Source organism: Actinopolymorpha rutila (assembly GCF_013407855.1).
Classification (GTDB): Bacteria; Actinomycetota; Actinomycetes; order Propionibacteriales; family Actinopolymorphaceae; genus Actinopolymorpha; species Actinopolymorpha rutila.
This window is the reverse complement of record NZ_JACBZH010000001.1, coordinates 4311537-4329936: the sequence shown is the minus strand read 5'-3', so window position 1 is coordinate 4329936 and position 18400 is coordinate 4311537. Positions and strand designations below refer to the sequence as shown.

At 67.0% G+C, this 18400-nt stretch carries 15 protein-coding genes; 7 read left to right on the top strand and 8 right to left on the bottom strand.

Annotated elements, in window-relative coordinates; all coding sequences use genetic code 11:
- Window positions 1-162 precede the first annotated feature (162 nt).
- On the top strand, window positions 163-1338 hold the full coding sequence (locus F4554_RS19295; RefSeq protein WP_179788861.1) for an MFS transporter: 1176 nt from the start codon (window positions 163-165) through the stop codon (window positions 1336-1338).
- An 8-nt stretch (window positions 1339-1346) separates the two neighbouring features.
- Here F4554_RS19295 and F4554_RS19290 read toward each other — a convergent pair whose 3' ends face one another.
- From F4554_RS19290 to F4554_RS19260, 7 genes are all read right to left on the bottom strand, one after another.
- Window positions 1347-1574 (bottom strand): hypothetical protein, encoded by a 228-nt coding sequence (locus F4554_RS19290; protein WP_179788860.1) that lies wholly within the window; start codon window positions 1572-1574, stop codon window positions 1347-1349.
- Between the two features lies 1 nt (window position 1575).
- Window positions 1576-2568: an ABC transporter ATP-binding protein gene (locus F4554_RS19285; protein ID WP_179788859.1), complete on the bottom strand. Its 993-nt coding sequence runs from the start codon at window positions 2566-2568 to the stop codon at window positions 1576-1578.
- Window positions 2565-3578 carry an ABC transporter ATP-binding protein gene (locus tag F4554_RS19280; RefSeq protein ID WP_179788858.1) on the bottom strand — a complete coding sequence of 338 codons (1014 nt, stop codon included), beginning with the start codon at window positions 3576-3578 and terminating at the stop codon, window positions 2565-2567. The genes F4554_RS19285 and F4554_RS19280 overlap by 4 nt, the downstream gene beginning before the upstream one ends.
- 11 nt (window positions 3579-3589) lie before the next feature.
- Window positions 3590-4444, bottom strand: a complete 855-nt coding sequence (locus F4554_RS19275) for an ABC transporter permease (protein WP_179788857.1) — start codon at window positions 4442-4444, stop codon at window positions 3590-3592.
- Entirely contained in the window at window positions 4441-5511 is a 1071-nt protein-coding gene (locus tag F4554_RS32345) for an ABC transporter permease subunit (protein WP_179788856.1), read from the bottom strand. Before F4554_RS32345 ends, F4554_RS19275 begins: the two co-directional genes overlap by 4 nt.
- A gap of 30 nt (window positions 5512-5541) precedes the next feature.
- Window positions 5542-7245 carry an ABC transporter substrate-binding protein gene (locus F4554_RS19265; RefSeq protein ID WP_179788855.1) on the bottom strand — a complete coding sequence of 568 codons (1704 nt, stop codon included), beginning with the start codon at window positions 7243-7245 and terminating at the stop codon, window positions 5542-5544.
- Between the two features lie 767 nt (window positions 7246-8012).
- Entirely contained in the window at window positions 8013-8798 is a 786-nt protein-coding gene (locus F4554_RS19260; RefSeq protein ID WP_179788854.1) for an AraC family transcriptional regulator, read from the bottom strand.
- 242 nt (window positions 8799-9040) lie between these two features.
- Between F4554_RS19260 and F4554_RS19255 the strand changes: the two genes are divergently transcribed.
- Window positions 9041-9820, top strand: a complete 780-nt coding sequence (locus tag F4554_RS19255; protein ID WP_238341352.1) for a phytanoyl-CoA dioxygenase family protein — start codon at window positions 9041-9043, stop codon at window positions 9818-9820.
- 24 nt (window positions 9821-9844) lie between these two features.
- On the opposite strand, the gene F4554_RS19250 is transcribed toward F4554_RS19255, so the two are convergent.
- On the bottom strand, window positions 9845-10837 hold the full coding sequence (locus F4554_RS19250) for a substrate-binding domain-containing protein (protein WP_179788853.1): 993 nt from the start codon (window positions 10835-10837) through the stop codon (window positions 9845-9847).
- 154 nt (window positions 10838-10991) lie between these two features.
- On the opposite strand from F4554_RS19250, the gene F4554_RS19245 reads away from it, so the two are divergent.
- The 5 genes from F4554_RS19245 (at window position 10992) to F4554_RS19225 (ending at window position 18394) form a co-directional block, all read left to right on the top strand.
- Window positions 10992-12533 carry an arylsulfatase gene (locus F4554_RS19245; protein ID WP_179788852.1) on the top strand — a complete coding sequence of 514 codons (1542 nt, stop codon included), beginning with the start codon at window positions 10992-10994 and terminating at the stop codon, window positions 12531-12533.
- Window positions 12530-13516, top strand: a complete 987-nt coding sequence (locus F4554_RS19240; protein WP_179788851.1) for an ABC transporter permease subunit — start codon at window positions 12530-12532, stop codon at window positions 13514-13516. The genes F4554_RS19245 and F4554_RS19240 overlap by 4 nt, the downstream gene beginning before the upstream one ends.
- Window positions 13513-14433, top strand: a complete 921-nt coding sequence (locus tag F4554_RS19235; RefSeq protein ID WP_337796104.1) for a carbohydrate ABC transporter permease — start codon at window positions 13513-13515, stop codon at window positions 14431-14433. Before F4554_RS19240 ends, F4554_RS19235 begins: the two co-directional genes overlap by 4 nt.
- Window positions 14434-14525: 92 nt before the next feature.
- The gene (locus F4554_RS19230; RefSeq protein ID WP_179788850.1) at window positions 14526-16097 is read left to right on the top strand and encodes an ABC transporter substrate-binding protein; all 1572 of its coding nucleotides are present in this window, start codon (window positions 14526-14528) and stop codon (window positions 16095-16097) included.
- Window positions 16094-18394, top strand: coding sequence for an arylsulfatase (locus tag F4554_RS19225; protein WP_337796103.1), 2301 nt, complete (start codon window positions 16094-16096; stop codon window positions 18392-18394). Before F4554_RS19230 ends, F4554_RS19225 begins: the two co-directional genes overlap by 4 nt.
- Window positions 18395-18400 lie beyond the last annotated feature (6 nt).

Below are 18400 nucleotides of genomic sequence, written 5' to 3'. Positions count from 1 at the left end.
CGCTGAGCATCTACGCTCGCCGGAGCACCCCGACGGACTCGACTCGAGTGTTCGGGCGCGGATCCGCCAGGAGCCGGGGACGTTCGTCTCCGGAGGGTGCTTCTCTTGCTCGTGCTTCGTCGCTACGTCGACGTGCTGTCTCGTCCGAATGTTCGCATCCCCTTGGCAGGCACAGCGCTGGCGTCCCTGCCGATCGGGTTTCTCAGTCTCTCGGTGCTGCTCCTGGTTGGTCACTCACGCGGCTTCGGCGTCGCTGGTGTGGTGGTGGCGGGGCTCACCTGCGGTACAGGTGTCGGGATCGCGGTACAGGGTCGGTTGATCGACAGGTTCGGTCTGACGACGGTCCTGCTGTCCGCGGTCGCCGTACAGGTGGGTGCTGCCGGGTGCCTGGTCGTGTCGGTGTGGGCGTCGGCGCCGGTGGGACTGATGCTGTTGTGCGCGGTCCCCACCGGGTGCGGCGAGCCGCAGGTAGGCGCACCCATGCGAGCCTTGTGGACCGTACTGCTGCCCGCGGAGGAACGTGACGCCGCAGCCGCGATCTCGTCGTTGCTGCTCCAACTGTCCGCGGTAGTGGGGCCCCTGCTGCTGGCCGGGCTCCTCCCGTTCGCCGGTCGTGGTGGATCGGTGCTCGCGGCGGTCGGTATGTTCGCGATCGGAACCTTCCTGCTCGTGTCCAGCCGGCCGGCCCGGCGCTGGCATCCCCCGGTCGCCACGGGGCGTCGCCGGGTTGGGGCACTGGAAAGCGCCGGAGTTCGTGTCGTCACCGCGATCGGTGCTGTCCAAGGCGGCATCGGTGGGCTGGTTCAGGTCGCGGCCGCAGCCGCGGGCGCCACGAGCGGAGACGAGGACATTGCGCTGGTGCTGTACGCGGCGTTGGCGACCGGAAGCCTGGTGGGGACCTTGTGGTACGGGGCCCGCACGTGGCGGGGGGCTGTCGACCGTCGGATGGTGATCCAACTCGGTCTGGCCAGCCTCGCTCTGGTGGCGGGATCGGGCAGCATGGTCGTGGTGGATCGGGGCGGTTTCGCCGTTGCGCTCCTGACTGTCAGCCTGGTCGCTGTCGGCCTGGCGACCGGCCCGGTGGGCGTCACGGCGTACGCGGTCGTCGAACGCGTCGCACCGGAGGGCTCGATGGTTGCTGCCTTCACGACCTTGACCGCTGCCGGTCTGACTTCGATGGCTCTTGGCACCGCGGCTGCGGGCGTGGTCTGTGACCAGGCAGGGCCGGCGGTCACCTTACTGCTGGCCTCAGGCGTCGGACTGATCGGAATCACGGTCCTGGCAGTGAGCGGAGCCGGCCTTCGGCTCGATCCGTCCAGTCACCGAGGTGCACGGTGAGCTGGCGGTTACCGGCGTACTGGATTCTCTTCGGACGCCCGCATGACGTCGCGCCGGCGGCTTCGCGCCCACCACAGGTAGCCTGCGCCGAGGGCGATTGTGCCTGTGCTGGTGAGGCAGGCCAGGTCGTCGACGACGAGGCTGGCCGGTGACAGCTCGCCCAGGCGGGCCAGGAGCGCCAGTCCGAGCAGGATCACGCCGAGCCGGACGAGCAGGCGGGCTGCTTCAGCGGCCATGTCAGTGCACCCCCAACAGGTGGTCGATGTCGGGAACCCGCTCGGGGAAGAAGCACGCCGTTCGGTGCCCGCCGCTCACTTCGGCCAACGGGGGCTGACTGGCTCGGCAGCGCGCCTCGACGAACGGGCAGCGATTCTGGAACACACATCCGACCGGTGGCAGAGCACTGTCGACGGACTCCTCGGCCGGCTCACGTTGCCTACGCCGGGCGAGGGCGGGGTCAGGTACCGGGATTGCCTGCAACAGCCGGTAGGTGTAGGGGTGCCGGGGGTCCTGGATGACCTGCTCGGCCGGGCCTTCCTCGACCAGGACGCCGTAGAACATCACGAGGATCCGGCCTGCCTGGGAGAAGTACCGCACCACGCCGAAGTCGTGGCTGATGAACAGATAGGCGAGTTGGCGCTCCCGCTGGAACGACAGCAGCAGGTCGAGGATCGCGAGCCGCATGGACACGTCGAGCATGCTGGTCGGCTCGTCGGCCACGACCAGCTGCGGGCGCAGACTCATCGCGCGGGCGATGGCCACGCGTTGCCGCTGTCCGCCGGACAGTTGGTGCGGGTAGCGGCGGAGGAATGCCTGGGTAGCGTCCAGGCCGACCTCGCGCAGGATGCGGACCAGTTCGTCGCGTACGGTGGCTCGCCTGGCGAGCCGATGATGGAGCAGGGCCGGGCCGAGGGCGTCCTCGATGGTGAGTCCCGGGTTCAGCGACGCGTAGGGATCCTGGTGGACGACCTGGACCGCACGCCGGTAGGCCCGGAAGTCCTTGCCCTTGAAGGATCTGACGTCGCGGTCCTCGAAGCGGACCTGTCCGTGCGTCGGTGTCTCCTCGCCGATCACCAGTCGGCCGAGGGTGGTCTTTCCGCACCCCGACTCCCCGACCACCGCCAGGACGTCATCGTGGTCCAGTGACAAGCTCACCTTGTCGAGGACGGGTCGGTCGCCCGCGGTGGTTGGATACCAGTGGCTCACCATGTCGACGTCGAGCAGACTCATCGCGGCGTCCCCTCGAGGAGGTTCTCGTTGGCCACATGGCAGGCGACGGTGTGACCGGAGCGGTCGGCCACCAGTGGCGGTTCGGTCTCGCGGCAGAGTGGCATCGCGAGCGGGCACCGCGGCGCGAATCTGCAGCCGCGGGGGAGTTCGGCAAGGTTGGGGACCTGCCCGGGGATGGGGCGTACGTCCAGGCCTCCCGCGAGCACGCTCGGGATCGCCGAGATCAGTGCGCTGACGTAGGGGTGCCGGCGGGGGTCGGTGAAGATCTCGTCGACGGTGCCGGTCTCGACCAGCCGACCGGCGTACATCACCGCCACCCGGTCGGCGAGCTCGGCAACCACGGCGAGGTCGTGGGTCACGAACACGATGCTCAGGTCGAGGGCACTGTGCAGGTTGCGGAGTACGTCGAGGACCAGCCGCTGGTTGAGCACGTCGAGCGCGGTCGTCGGCTCGTCCAGGATCAGGAGGGACGGATGCAGGAGCAGGGCGATGGCGATCGCCACCCGCTGCTTCATGCCGCCGGACAGTTGGTGCTCGTACGCCCGCCAGATCCGCTGCGTGGGCAGCCGGACCATGCCGAGAAGCTCCTCGAAGTAGGCGCGGCCTGCCGCCACGGACTCGAACACGCCCTCGTGTGCCTCGAGGAGGTCCTCGACCTGCCGGCCGACGGTGGTGACCGGGTTGAAGGAGTTCATCGCCGCCTGGAAGACGATGCTGACCTCGGCGGCCCGTACGTGGTTCAGCTGCGACCGGTTCATCGACGCCAGGTTGCGGCCGAGTACCTCCACCCTGCCGGCGGTGATCCGGCCAGGTGGAGGGATGACGTCCAGCATGGAGTAGGCGAGCGTGGACTTGCCACAGCCGGACTCTCCGACGATCGCCTGGATGTCGCCGGGCCGCACCTGCAGGCTTACGTCCTCGACCGCCCTGATGGCACCCGGCCCGTTCCCGAAGGAGACGGTGAGGTCGTTCACCGAGAGGAGGGGCGGGTGCTGGTCTGGTTGGTTCATCGGACGCCCTCCTACTGGACCCGGAGCCGGGGGTTGAACAGGCTGTCCAGAGCTCTGGAGAAGAAGACGAAGGCGACCTGCAGAACGACGATCGACGCCATCGGCGCCAGCAGGTAGAGCATGCTCTTGCTGGTGTAGAGGGCGCCCTGGCTCATGGCGAGGTTGATCATGATGCCCCAGTTGGTGCCGCTCAGCGGGGCGACGCCGAGCAGGAAGAGCCCGACCTCGGCGTAGATCGCGCCGGTGATGCCGAGCAGGAAGTGAATGGCGACGTACGGCCCTACGTTGGGGAGCAGCTGGCGGCCGACGATGTTGTGGAGCGGCAGGCCCTGGATCCGCGCCGCCGCCATGAAGTCCATGGTGCGCAGGCTGATCGCCTGCGAGCGCACCGCCCGGGCCAGTCCGGCCCAGCCGGTGACCGAGAGGATCGCCGCCAGGACGAACGGGTTGGAGGAGTGGATGACCGCGGCGATCACGATGATCAGCGGGAGGCCAGGGATGGTGAGTGCGATGTCGACGATCCGCATCACCACGACGTCGACCCAGCCGCCCTGGTAGCCGGTCACCAGGCCGATGACGACGCCGACGAACGTGGTGATGGTGGCCGCGAGGAGGCCGACCTCCATGATCGGCCGGGTCCCGACGATGATCTCGGCGAGGATGTCCTGGCCGAGCGTGTCGGTGCCGAGCAGGTGCTTCGAGGACGGTGGAAGGTAGGTGCCGTCCTGCTGTCCGAAGGTACGCAGGTGGACGAACATCGGGCCGAAGATCGCGACCAGGCCGTAGCAGACGATCAGGATCGCGCCGACGAGGGCGGACTTGTCGGCCCACAGGATGCGCCACAGGTCACGGAAGAAGTCGCTCATGCCATCGTCCCTCCTACCGGTACCGCACGCTCTTCCACGTCCCGCGGATCCTCCGTGCCCGCCTTCCGCCCGGCACCCGGTTTGGCGATCCGCGGGTCGATGACGGGATACATCAGGTCGACGAGCAGGTTGGAGAAGACGACCGACGTCGTGATGAGTACGAAGCAGCCCATCATGAGGGAGTAGTCACGGGAGTTGACCGCCGTCACGAGGTAGTAGCCGACTCCGGGATAGTTGAAGAACTGCTCGATGAAGACCGATCCGCCGAACATGAAGCCCAGCGAGAGGGCCAGGAGAGTGACCTGCGGGAGGAGCGAGTTGCGGCCGACGTAGGACTGCATGATGCGACGGCGTCCAAGGCCGCGTGCCTCGGCTACCCGGACGTACTCCGCACCCAGTGTGGAGATGGCGCTTCCCTTCATCTGCAGTGCCCAGCCACCGAAGCCGATCAGGGCGTACGACGCGATCGGCAGTGCCGAGTGGCGCACCACGCTGGCGACGAACGGAAGGTTCCAGCCCACCGGAATCCCCGCTCCGTATGCGCCGCCCTGGGGGAACAGGTGATGGATCTCGGTGAGGAAGTACAGCAGCAGGATTGCCACCAGGTAGTTGGGAACCGCGCTGAGGAACGACACCACCAGCGTGACCACCTTGGTGAACCGGCTCGCCTGGGCCGCGGCCATCACCGTTCCCACCGCTATTCCGATCACGAAGCTCACGATCAACGCCACCCCGACGGAGAAGACCGTCCACGGCAGCGCGCTGGCGATGATGTGCGACACCGACTCACCGGGGTGGCTGATCGACGTACCGAAGTTTCCCTGGCAGACGTGCCAGATGTACTGGAAGTACTGCTTCCACGCCGGCGAGGTCGGCATCACTCCGTAGATCGCGTTGACCTGTTGCTGGATCTCCTGCGTCGTGAGGTTGCCCTGCCGCGACAGCTGGTTGACGAGGTAGTCCATCACATTGCCCGGCATGAGCCGGATCATGAAGAACGACAGCGAGACCACCACGAACACGGTGAGCAGAGCCGTCGCCACTCTCCTCGCGAGGTAGGAGATCACCAAGCCTCCCTGCGTTGTGCCGATCGGACGCTACTTGGGGGAGATCTCACCCTTCTCCTGGCCGACCACGATCAGGTAGTTGCCGTTGCTGTGCTGTCGCCACAGCGGGCTCGACTCGGCGGGCCAGTTGAACTTCTTCGTCGAGAACGCGATCTGGTTGGCGAAGTCGGCGTACTCCAGGTACGGCACCTGTTGGTTGACCAGCTGCGCCCAGCTCCAGGTCAGCTCCTTCATCCGGGGACCGGACGCTACCTGGTGGATCTGCTTGTCGAGTTCCTGCGGAACGTTCACCACTCCGAGGCCGGGGACGTTCACCTTCGGGCCGTAACCGAGCCCGCGCCGGCCGGCACTGGAACCGGTGGCGGTGAAGTTGTTGGCGCTGCCCATCGGCGACTGTTCGAAGTCCAGCAGCGGGTTGGGGCTTCCGCCCGTGCAGCAGAACGCACCGATCTGGAAGTTGCCCGTGTGCAGGTCCTCGCTGTAGCTCACGCCTTCGACGGTGTTGAGAGTCGAGTCGATGCCGAAGCTGTCGAGTGCGCTGTCGGCCACCTTGAACGCGGCGATCTGGTCGGTCCAGCCGCTGTTCATCTCCAGCGTCACCTTGAACGGTTTGCCGTCCGGCATGAACCACTTGCCACCGGTGCGGCGGAACCCCGCCTCCTGCAGCAGGGCAGCGGCCTTCTTCGTGTCGTAGGGGTAGGGGTTCAGCGAGGCGAGTTGCTCCTTGGTGAGGAACTCCTGCGCCACCTGGTCGACCAGACCCTCGGGAATGCTCGGAGTCACCGCGTGCGGCTTGGTCTTTCCCCAGGCCAGCTCGTCCATCTTCTGCCGGGGCAGGGCGTAGGCCATCGCCTGCCGGACCTTCACCGAGTTGAACGGCGGCTTGGCGTTGTTGAAGACGATCTGGCCCTGGAAGGTCCCCGGCACCGAGAGCAGATGCGCGTCGGGGTTCTGCTGCCACTGGTTGACGATCGCCGACGGCATGTAGAGCCAGCCACTGGAGAAGTCGGCGGTGCCGCTCAGCAGGTTGGAGTTCACCTGCGGCTGTTGATTTCCGAGGTAGCGGATCTCCTTGACCGAGATTTTGTCCGCGGCGTAGAAGCCGTCCCACTTGGTGAGCTTCTGCTCCTGGGTCGTCATCCCGACAAGCTTGTAGGGGCCGTCGCCGACCAGCGTCTTCGGATGCACCTTGGCAAGGTTCTGCAGGGCGGTGGTCATCGTCTTGTACGCCGGGCCCTCGGCCGCCGCGGCCGGATCGGTGCGGGCCTGGGTGAAGTAGCTGTCGACGGCCTGCTTCAGTTCGGGAGTGACGTACTTGCCCCAGACGCTGGACGGGTAGGGCGTGACGCCGTTGAACAGGTCGTTCTCGACCAGGACCATCGGGACGCCGGGGCGTGCGGTGAGCACGACCGACTTGGTTCCCTTGGCGGCGACGTCGGTGATGTCGTTCCAGATCCCGGCCTGGGTGAGGGCATCCAGGTAGAGGGTGTCGACAACATCCTTGCTGGTCACCGGCGTGCCGTCCTGCCAGGTGGCCTTGGGCTGGAGGTTGATCTGCAGTTGGTTGCCGTGTACGGACCAGTTCTGCGCGAGTTGCGGGGTGAAGGAGTCCAGACTCGGCCAGTTCTGGATGGCCAGCGGGAGGAAGACGAAACCATTCGCCCCGCTCGGGAAGTTGAGGTTGGTGGACCACGGGTTGTACCCCCACGTGGTCCAGGGACCGGAGCTGGCCATCACCAGAACCGAGTCGTGTGTCGTGGTGCCTTTGGCGGCGTTCGAAGGAGTTGGGGAGTCGGTGCAGGCCGCGGCGACTACGGCGACGACGGCCGCCAGGACCCCTACCCGCAGCCCGCGGCTGAGCCGGCTCGTCCTCCGCCGACCACCGCGTGGGCACCGTGGTCGTGGCGCGGGATGACCGAGCCAAGAGAGCGACGATCGTGGCAACCACGTTGTGCCCATGGCGCCCCTCCTTGCCGAAGCGTTGGCGGACAGTCGAGTGACGTTTGGCGCACGCAGCTGACCTCCGCTGGTCGACTGCGCGTCGTCAGAAGCCGAACCGCGCGGGCCATGACCAGATGCGGCGCCGCCGGTAGCGCCTTCTGCGCGAGGGTTGTGCAGACATTCCGCTGCCCACCATGGGATGCCGCGCGATCAGGTGGTCAGCGAGAAGGAGGTCTGGCCCGAGTTCTGCGAGCGTGACGCTAATGGCGGCTACCAGCCCTGTCAACGGAGCCTTGTCCCGCGCTTTGTGCAAGCGAGAACGCGTTTTGTGCAAGCGATTCCGCGCTGCTCATGACCGGCAAGAGCATGCGGGGAGCGGAGTAGTCGGCAGGGTTCCATCGCTGACCTGCGGCCTTTGACCTACACGTAGCTGGGGTGGGCGCAGGAAGGATTCGTGCAACCGGTGCGGGGCCGGTTCGCCGATCGGCGCCGTCCGATATCGGCTGGTCATGCGATCCAGTCGGAGCTGACCCTGTTGAGTGAGCCGGCTCGAATCGACCTCAGGAGCGAGGCGTGGGTCCTCGGAAGGAGCCCGGCGTACGTCCGGTGAGCCGTCTCACGTGCCGGCTGAGATGGCTCGAGGAGTTGTAACCGCACGACTCGGCCACGGTGGCCAGCGGTGCATCGGAGTTGCGGATCGCGGACAGCGCGCGCTGTAACCGGAGCTCCTGGAGGTGCTCCATCGGGCTCCGCCCGCGCAGCCGTGCGAACTGTTCGCGAAGAAGGGCGGGGGACACGTGCAGCTCCTGGGCGATGTCCTTGATCAGAACCTTCTGACTGGATCGTGCCTCGAGCAGTGACTCGGCATCCCGCACCATACGTTCGGACTGGCTCAGCTGCTCCTCGGCTGTGCTGCGTTGGATGAGCACTCGGACCACGCTCATCAGGGCGGCCGTGAGCTGACCGGCCGGATCGCTGCGCTTCAGCCACTCTCTGGCAGCCAGGGCGAACAAGTGCCGGAGGCTGCCGTGTTCGTCGTCGAAGACCACTCGCGAGCAGGGTAGGAGGTCGGGGGCGTCGACACAGAGGAAGTAGTTGGCGTAGGCCGTGACAGCTGTCTCCCAGTGCACTTCCCCGGGACGGGTGAGGACGATCATGCCCGGCTGACTCCAGTAGGTCCGGCCATCGGCCGGGCACCGAACGCGGCCCTCTCGGTAGTAGGTGAACTCCCACGACTGGTGCTGGTGCGCGGGGAAGTCACGGCCCTTGGGGGCCTCGTGGTGGCCGGCGGCAATAAGGAGCCATTCTGTGGTGGCGGCGCTCGGGGGCCGGAGCTTTCCGTGCATCTGTTCCTCCCGGCGGCAAACGTAGTTCCGCCTTCGGCGACAGACAACGAAGCGGCGTTCCACACGTCCGTCATCGGAAGGGCCCGGCTCTGCGAAGGCGCGCGATTCGTGCAAGGCGCTCCGTGCTTTGTGTATGGCGCCCCCGCACGTTGCTGAGGCAGTGTCGTGGGTGAGGGCCACGAGCACCCGCCCGCGAGGACCGGTTCGGGGGACGGGGTGCCGAGTGCGGAGGACGGCTGGACATGGACGACATGGACGACATGGACATGGAGACGGCGCTGAGCGAGCTCGGCGTGACGGACGACCTGCTCGACGCGAAGACGAAGGCGCAGCTCGACACCGACGGGTTCGCGCCGCTTCCGGGGATCCTGTCGCCGGAGCAGGCCGACGCGTTCGGTGAGCGGCTGGCCGAGCTGTCCCGCATCGAGGGGAGCCGCGCGGGGGAGGAGGTGCACCAGGAGGCGGGTACCGACCGGCTGTCCGATCTGGTCAACAAGGACCCGATGTTCGAGGTGTGCTTCACCCATCCGGTGGTGCTCGCGGCGATCCGTCATGTGCTGGGGGAGTTTCGTCTGTCCTCGCTCAACAGCAGGGCGGCGTTGCCCGGCCGGGGTCACCAGGGGCTGCACGCGGACTGGGGTGTTCTGCAGGAGGGGCAGGGCTTCCAGGTCTGCAACTCGATCTGGTTGCTGGACGACTTCACCGCCGAGAACGGCGCGACGCGGGTGGTGCCGGGTTCGCATCGCAAGCGCGGTAAGGCGCCTGCCGACGAACTTGACGGTGATCCGCGTGCCACGCATCCGGACGAGGTGCAGTTGATCGCGCCCGCCGGGACGGTGGTGGTGTTCAACAGCCACCTGTGGCATGGCGGTACGCGCAACAACAGTGACCGGCCCCGCCGCGCGCTGCACTCCTACTTCACCAGGCGCGACATGCCGCAGCAGCTCGACCAGGCGGAGTACCTCCGCGTACGCACGCGCGACCGACTGAGCCCCGCCGCCAGGTATCTGCTCGGTGTTTAGCACCACATCGACGGTCATCGGAGGTCAGGCGGAGTCCCTGAGAATCAGCCTCCACGGAACCACGTGGGTGCCGGTTCGCATGCCGGGATCGTCGATGCGCGCAATCAGTCGTTCCAGGGGTGGCCGGAACTCCTCGACCGCGCTGCCCACTGTGGTGAGTGCCGGCCGGAGGTCGGCGCCCTCGGGGATGTTGCCGGCGCCGATCACCTTGAGCTCGTGTGGGATGGAGATGCCCAGCTGCATGGCGGCCCACATGGTGGCGATCGCGGCGCGGTCGGAGTTGGCCATGATGGCGTCGGGCCTTCTTCTGGTCGACCGATCGAGCAGCTCGGTCGCCAGGTGCCGGGAGTCGAGGAATCCGGTGAATGCGGTCTCGCGATCCTGGACGACGGTGATCGAGCCGGGCTGGTAGCCGTGCTCGAGAAAGGTGTCGACGAACGCGTCGCGACGAGGGTGGTCCCCGGTGTCCGGTGCGTCGATGAAGGCCGGGCGTTTGACGCCGAGCCTGATCAGGTGTTCGGCGGCCGCCCGGGCCGCGGTCGCCTCTCGCTGGACCATGACGTCGAAACCCCGCGGACGGTACGAATGGTGGACCGCGAGCAGCGGCACCCGCCGTCCGATCCGGTACAGCCGCCCCGCACCGAACGAGGGGGAACCGACGACCACCGCGGCGTCGGCCAGGCCCTCGAGTAGATGGGTCTCGATCAGGTCGGCGGCGTTCTCGGTATGGCCGTACCGCTGGATGACGACGCCGAGTCCGTGATCGGCCGCGACCTCCTCGATCTGCGTGATCAGTCCCAGCGCCCAGGGGTTGAAGGGCGTGTACGCCGCCACCGCGACGAGCCCGGTGCGGCTGCGGGCCAGCACCCGGCCGGACCGGGCCGGGGTGTAGTCGAGATCTCGCATCGCTCGCAGAACCCGGGCGGTGATCTCGGGGGTTGCCGGGTTCTTCCGGTTCGCGCGCCCGCTGGCGACATAGGAGACCGTTGCGGCCGACACGCCCGCGGCGCGCGCCACATCGGCCTGCGTAGCTCGACGCCGGTTCAACTGCACCTCTCAGGATTTACCACACAGGTACGAAGACATGGGTGACAGGGCATTGACAGCATGCCAGAGTAGTGGTTGGTTAGGCGCATAACCGATACTTCATTTCCGGTCGGAAAGGTAGGGAATGGGTTTGCCGCCGTACGCCGCGAACAGTCGCCAGTCCGGCAGTCGTACCCGCCGTCAGGACAGACCCAACATCATGGTGATCTGTGTCGACCAGATGCGCGGAGACGCCTTGTCCTGCGCGGGTCATCCGGTGGTGAAGACGCCGCACCTGGACGAGATCGCCGGTCAGGGCACCCGGTTCGCGCGGGCCTACTCGGCTACTCCGACGTGTGTGCCGGCCCGGGTCGCGCTGTTCACCGGGCAGTCCCAGGAGCGGCACGGCCGGACCGGCTACCGGGACGGCATCCCGTTCACCGAGGCGCATCCGGTGACCATGCAGGGCGTGCTGCGCGAGCATGGCTACCAGACCCAGGCGATCGGCAAGATGCACGTCTTCCCCGAGCGGTCCCGGTGTGGCTTCGACGACGTACGGCTGCATGACGGCTTCCTGCACTTCGGGCGCCGCTACGGCGGTCGGAATCTGGACGCGAACGACGACTACCTGGCCTGGCTGCGCCGGCAGCCCGGGATGGATGCGCACGCCGACTACTTCGACGACGGCGTCGGCTGCAACTCCATGGTGGCGCTGCCGTGGAACCGCGACGAGTACCTGCATCCGACCAACTGGGTGGTGCACGAGACCCTGGACTGGCTGCGGCGGCGCGACCCGACGGTGCCGTTCCTGAGCTACGTGTCGTTCCATCGACCGCACGCGCCGTTCAACCCGCCGCAGTGGGCCTGGGACCAGTACTTCGGTCGGCAGCGGAGCGAGCCGCCGCGCGGCGACTGGATCGACGACTTCTCCGAGTTCCGCCGGGACAACTACCACCAGACCGTGATGGGCCGGTTGGATCCGGAGTCACACCACCGGACGACCAGCGGCTACTACGGGCTGATCAGTCACATCGACGTCCAGATCAACCGGTTGCTCGAAGGGCTCGCCGACCACGAACTGTTGGAGGACACCGCGATCGTCTTCGTGTCCGACCACGGCGACATGATGGGTGACCACGACATGTACCGGAAGTCGGTCGGCTTCGAGGGCAGCGCGCACGTTCCGATGATCGTCCGGCCCGCGCCGAGGTTCGCACCGGACGCGCCCCGGGCGGCTGTGGTCAACGACGTCACCGAGCTGCGGGACATCATGCCGACCGTGCTCGAGATGGCCGGGGTGCCGATTCCGGAGACCGTCGACGGCGCCAGTCTGGTGCCGTACGTCCAGGGGGGCCGGCCGCACAACTGGCGCAGCGAGATCCACGGCGAACACACGCACTTCGCCCAGTCCCTGCAGTGGGTCACGGACGGCCGCCGCAAGTACCTCTGGGCGTCGGCCGAGGGCAGGGAACAGTTCTTCGACCTCGAGGAAGATCCGCAGGAACTGCACAACCTGATCGGGGATCCCGGCAGGCAGGCGGAGATCGAGGGCTGGCGGCAACGGCTGATCGGCTACCTGTCCGAGCGCGAGGAAGGGTACGTGGCCGAGGGCCGGCTCGTCACCGGCAGGCCGGCGCAGACCGAACGCTCGGACATCACGGCGCTGCTGGGCAAGGGAGCCGGGTGACCGCCCTCGAGGCCGGCTCGGCCGCCGTACAGCGCAGGGTCGGCGGGTGGTACCAGCGGACCACGACCCGCTGGTGTTACGTGTTCCTGTTGCCTGCCCTCGTGCTCACCGCGATGTTCACCTTCTACCCGATGGTGATGTCGTGGGTGTACTCCACGATGGACTGGGCCGGTTTCAGCAACGACATGACCTTCGTCGGCGTCGGCAACTACCGCGAGCTGCTCGGCGACCACATGTTCTGGTCCGCGCTCGGCCGGTCGATGATCTTCGTGCTGGTCGGCACTCCGCTGCGGGTCGGGCTGGCGCTCGTGGTGGCGGTGATCCTGAACCGTCAGGTGATGCGCCTGTCGGTTGCCTTCCGTACGTTGTTCTTTCTTCCGGTGATGGCGTCCGCGTCGATCATCGGCGTGGTGATGACGTTCGTGCTGAGTCCGAACAACGGCCCGGCCAACACGCTGCTCGTCGGAACCGGGCTGGCGGGTTCGCCGGTGGAGTTCCTGTCCGATCCGAAGCTCGCGATCTGGACCGCGTTGCTCGTGCACACGTGGAAGAACTTCGGCATCACCATGATCTACTGGCTCGCCGCGCTGCAGACGGTGCCGACGGAATACTACGAGGCCGCGCGCATCGACGGCGCCGGCTGGGCAGGCCTGGTGCGTTATGTCACCATGCCCATCCTGCTCCCGTTCGCGTTGATCATCATCGTGCTGACGGCGAAGGAGAACCTGCAGGCGTTCGCGATCATTCAGGCCATGACGCAGGGTGGGCCGTACTTCAGCACCCAGGTGATGGAGATCTTCATCTACCGCACCGCCTTCGCCGCCGACGAGGCTGGTGGCGTGCCGCGGCTCGGCTACGCGTCCGCGGCCGGTTGCTTCTTCGGGACCGTGACCCTGTTGCTCGCCCTGGTCCAGCTGTGGGTCGCCCGGCGGCTGGCCGAGACCCGTCGTGAACTCGGCAGGGCCCGAGGTGATGCTGCGTGACCGTCGAACCATCGTCGACGGCGGCCCCACCGCGGCCGACAGAAGGGGTGCGGCCCGGCGGCGGGCGGCGCGTCCGGCAACGGCGGTTCTCGCGCCGGGATCGGCTCTGGGCAGTCATCATGTCGGTGATCCTGGTGCCGATCGTGATCGTCTGGGTGTATCCGTTCATCTGGACGGTCTCCTCCTCGCTGAAGAGCAGCAGTGAGATCTTCGGGTCCCTGAGCCCGTTCAGCCCTGTGCTCCGGATCGGCAACTACGCGCAGGCCTGGCGCGACGCGCAGATGGGGCGGTACTTCTTCAACACCGTCTTCGTCACCGGCTTCTCGATCCTGATCGCGGTGCTCACCGCAGCGCTGATGGGGTACGTGCTCGGCCGCTATCGCTTCGCGGGCAAGAAGGTGATCATCGCGGTGCTGGCGCTGGCGGTGTTCCTGCCGGAGGGTTACACCATCATCCCGGTGTACGACCTGATCGACCGGCTGCATCTGACCGACTCGCTGTGGGGCGTCACCCTGGCCGAGGCGGGCGGGGTCAACATCGTCGCCGTGCTGCTCTTCGCCGGCTACTTCGCCCAGCTTCCGGCCGAACTCGAGGAAGCCGCCCGGATCGACGGCGCCGGCTTCCTGCGTACCTTCACCTCGGTCTACCTGCCCCTTGCCCGTCCGGTGACGGCGACAGCCGTGATCATGCAGTTCCTGCACAGCTGGAACGACTTCCTGCTCCCGCTGGTGCTGACTCTGACCCGGCCCGAGCTACGGACCCTCTCGGTCGGCATCTACGCCCTCCGCGGCCAGTACCTCAGCGACTGGGGCGTGATGACCGCCGGAGCGACCATCGCGCTGGCGCCGATCGTCGTCGTCTTCCTGCTGCTGCAGCGCCACTTCGTGGAGAGCATCGCCGGGGCTGTGAAGGGGTGAACGCAGCAACTCGGTCGTAGTGATCACCAAGGATCGAAGCACAGATCGAGGCGCCGACCGAAGCCCCGATCGAAGCACCGAAGGAGGTTCTCATGCGTTCTCAACAGGGCAACGGCGCGCAGGTCAGCAGGCGTGGTGTGCTGGGGCTCATCGGTGCGGCCGGCGCCGCGCTCGCCACCGGCTGTCAGCTGGACACCGGCAGCGGCAGCGGTACCGGCAGCGGCGCCGGGAAGGCTGCGAAGGGAAGCGATCCGAAGGCGATCAAGTTCCCCGATCTCCAGGGCAAGCTGCCGAGCGGCGACGCCACCTTCCGCTGGGTCGACAGTGGTGACCTGAAGTCGGTGTGGGAGCGGAGCGTGCTGGATGCGTTCACCGCCAAGCACACCAACATCAAGACACAGTACGACGGCAACGGCTGGGACAACGTCAACCAGGTCGTGCCGCTCGGGATCAGGAACAAGAGCGCGCCCGACGTCTTCGCGCTGCCCCAGGACGTGCCGCCGCAGGTCGCCATCACCGAGGGCTGGGTTCGTCCGATCGACGATCTGATCCCCGACTTCGACACCTGGCGTTCGCGGTTCGGGCACGACGTGCTGGTCCCGGGCGTCAGCATCTTCAACGACCGGGTGTACAGCTGGCCGATCTCGTCGAACCGACGCCTGGAACGGATGTCGATCTTCGACACCGAGGTGATGAAGGCTGCCGGCTACGACGACCCCGGCACGCAGATCACCACCTGGGACGAACTCACCACCGCGCTGACCAAGGTCCGCAAGACCGGCAAGGCCGGCCTGATGGCCGGTGGCGACGGGCTCGGCGGCATTGTCAGCTACCTGGCAGTGACGGCCGGCTGGCATGGTCTTCCGGCCAACGGCATGGACATGCGCACCGGGCAGTACGCCTACACCGCCGACGAGTTCATGGCTGCCTACGAGCTGTTCGACAAACTGGTCACCGACAAGCTCGTCGTGTCGGGGTTCGTCACGCTGCTGGAGAAGGATGCCCGGGCACAGATGACCGCGGGGAAGTCCGGAATGATCTTCAACGGGCCGTGGGACATCCCGGCCTGGAAGAAGACGGCCCCCAACTGGAAGTACGACATCGCCTCGCTTCCGTCACCGAAGGGCAAGCCGTTCCTGGTGCCGTTCCTGGAGGGCAGCAACTCCAGCTGGGTGTACGCGCACACCAAGCTCCCGACCGTGGTCGGCCAGATCCTGTCGTACATGGGTTCGCCCGAAGGGCAGAAGATGATGGTCATCCTCAGCGGGGGAAACCTGCAGTCGCTGCAGCCCGAGGCGAACAAGGCAGCGGACCAGGCGGGCCTGCTCGACCCGAACGCCAAGGCGGCCGTGTCGCTTGCCAACCGAAGCATGCACGTGGCACCTCGTCCGGAGCTTCGCAACGCCGACGTCGCGAAGGTGAACATCGCCCTCAAGGTCGTCACCCCGAACCTGAAGGACATCATGCAGGGTCTGGTCACCGGCCAGCTGAGCAATCCCGCCAAGCAGTTCGCGGCTCTGCAGTCCAGGCTGGACGCGGCATTGGACACCGCCATCGCGGCCGCGAAGAAGAAGGGATCCACGGCCACCCGGGACGACTACGCGTTCAGCAACTGGGATCCGGCGAAGGACTACACCAGCGACGACTACAAGGCGCTCAAGTGACGGCGCCGCCGTCAGATCCAGTCGGGGTGACAGTTGGTCGGCGGCGGGGCAGAAACTCAGGGGAACGGATCGCCGGACGTATCGGCCGGACCTACCGGGACTCGGTGCCGTCCTGGCCCGATGGCGTCGATGCGTCCGGGCGGCCGAACGTCGTGGTGGTGGTGCTCGACGACATGGGTTTTGGCAGTCTGGGTTGTTACGGGTCGGAAATCGACACACCGACGATGGACGCGCTTGCCGCAGACGGTGTGCAGTTCACCAACTTCCATGCCACCGCGCTGTGTTCGCCGACCCGGGCCTGCCTGCTCACGGGCCGCAACCAGCACGCGGTCGGCATGGCGTACCTGTCGCATGTCGACGACGGCTACCCGGGATACCGGGGCCGGATCACCCACCGCGCGGCAACTCTCGCCGAGATGCTGCGCGAGGTGGGGTACAACACCCTGGCTGTCGGCAAGTGGCACCTGGCTCCGATGGATCAGACCACCGCTGCCGGCCCGTACGACCAGTGGCCGTTGGGGCGGGGGTTCGAGCGCTACTGCGGCTTCCTGGAGGCGCTGACCGACCACTACTTCCCCGAGTTGTACCGGGACAACAGCCTGGTTCCGCCGCCGGACGCCCGGCCTGACGACTATCACCTGACCACCGACCTGATCGACCAGTCGATCGCCTACGTCCGTGACCAGACATCGGTCACTCCGGACAAGCCGTTCTTCCTCTACCTCGCGTTCGGCGCCACGCACTGCCCGTTCCAGGCACCGGAGGAGTTCGTGGCGAAGTACCGCGGCCGCTACGACGTCGGCTGGGACGTCATCCGCCAACAGCGCTACCGACGCCAACTGGAGGAAGGCATCATCCCGCCCGGCACGAAGCTGCCGCCGGCCAACGACGGGGTGCCCGCCTGGTCGGAGCTGGAGCCGGAGGCGCAGCAGCTCTACGCGAAGTTCCAGGAGGTCTACGCCGGCTTCCTCGACCACACCGACCACGAGCTCGGCCGGCTCCTCGGTTACCTGAACAGCATCGGCCGGATGGATGACACCGTGGTGGTGCTGCTCTCCGACAACGGCGCCAGCCAGGAGGGTGGCCCTCACGGCATGCTCGACACCACGTCGTACGAGAACGGCCGGTTCCCTTCCCTGGCAGAGAATCTGGCCCGGATCGAGGAGGTCGACGGGCGTACCGCCCACCTGAACTACCCGTTGGGCTGGGCGCAGGCAGCCAACACTCCGCTCAAGCGGTACAAGCAGAACACCCACGCCGGTGGGATCCGAACATCGATGATCATGCGGCTGACCGGCGCGGACGCTCCTCGCGGTGTACGCAGAGACCGGTTCCACCACGTGACCGACGTGGTGCCGACCATCCTGGAGGTCGTAGGCGTCGAGGCGCCCACCGTCCACCACGGCCTGCCCCAGCTGCCCATCGACGGAATCAGCATGTGCCGCACCATCCACCAGCCGGATGCCCCGGCCACGAGCCGGACTCAGTACTTCGAAACGGACGGGCACCGAGCGATCTGGCGCGACGGATGGAAGGCGGTCGCCTGGCACCGTCGCGGCAGCGACTGCGACGAGGACCGCTGGGAGCTCTATCACCTCGCTGAGGATTTCTCCGAAGCCGACGACCTCGCCGAGCAGTTGCCGGACAAGCTGGCAGAACTGGTCGACGCGTGGTGGGCCGAGGCCGAACGCAACCAGGTGCTGCCGCTGGACGACCGAGGCTTCGCCGAACGCGCCACCGTCAACATCGCTCCCGGTTCGCCGCGTAACCGCAGCCGGTTCGTCTACCACCGGGGAATGGCACACGTCGGGACCGGCGCTGCACCGCTGGTCGCCGGTCATCCGTTCGAGATCCGCACGTCGATCGACCGGCGCGAAGGTATCGGTAACGGGGTGCTGCTCACTCACGGGAGCGTGAACAGCGGGTACTGCCTGCTGGTCCGGGACGACCGGCTGGAGTTCGACTACAACCACTACGGCACCCACCACCGGTTCCGCTCTCCGCAACCGCTCCCGCCGGACAGGTCCGAGGTCGCGGTCCGAGTCGAACCTTCCGGCGAGGGCACGGCAGCGTCGGTAGTCCTTCTCGTCGACGGTGACGTTGTGGCAAAGGGCCGACTGAAGGAGACGTTCGAGCACTTCGTCGCGTTCCAGGGACTCGACGTCGGCGCCGACCGTTACTCACCGACCAGGCTGCCCGATGGCCGGGGCACTTTCGCGTTCAGCGGGGACTTCGACCGCATCGTCGTCGAACTGCTCGACGGCCCGCCCGGGCGGGGTCACCAGACCATCGACTGACGGGAA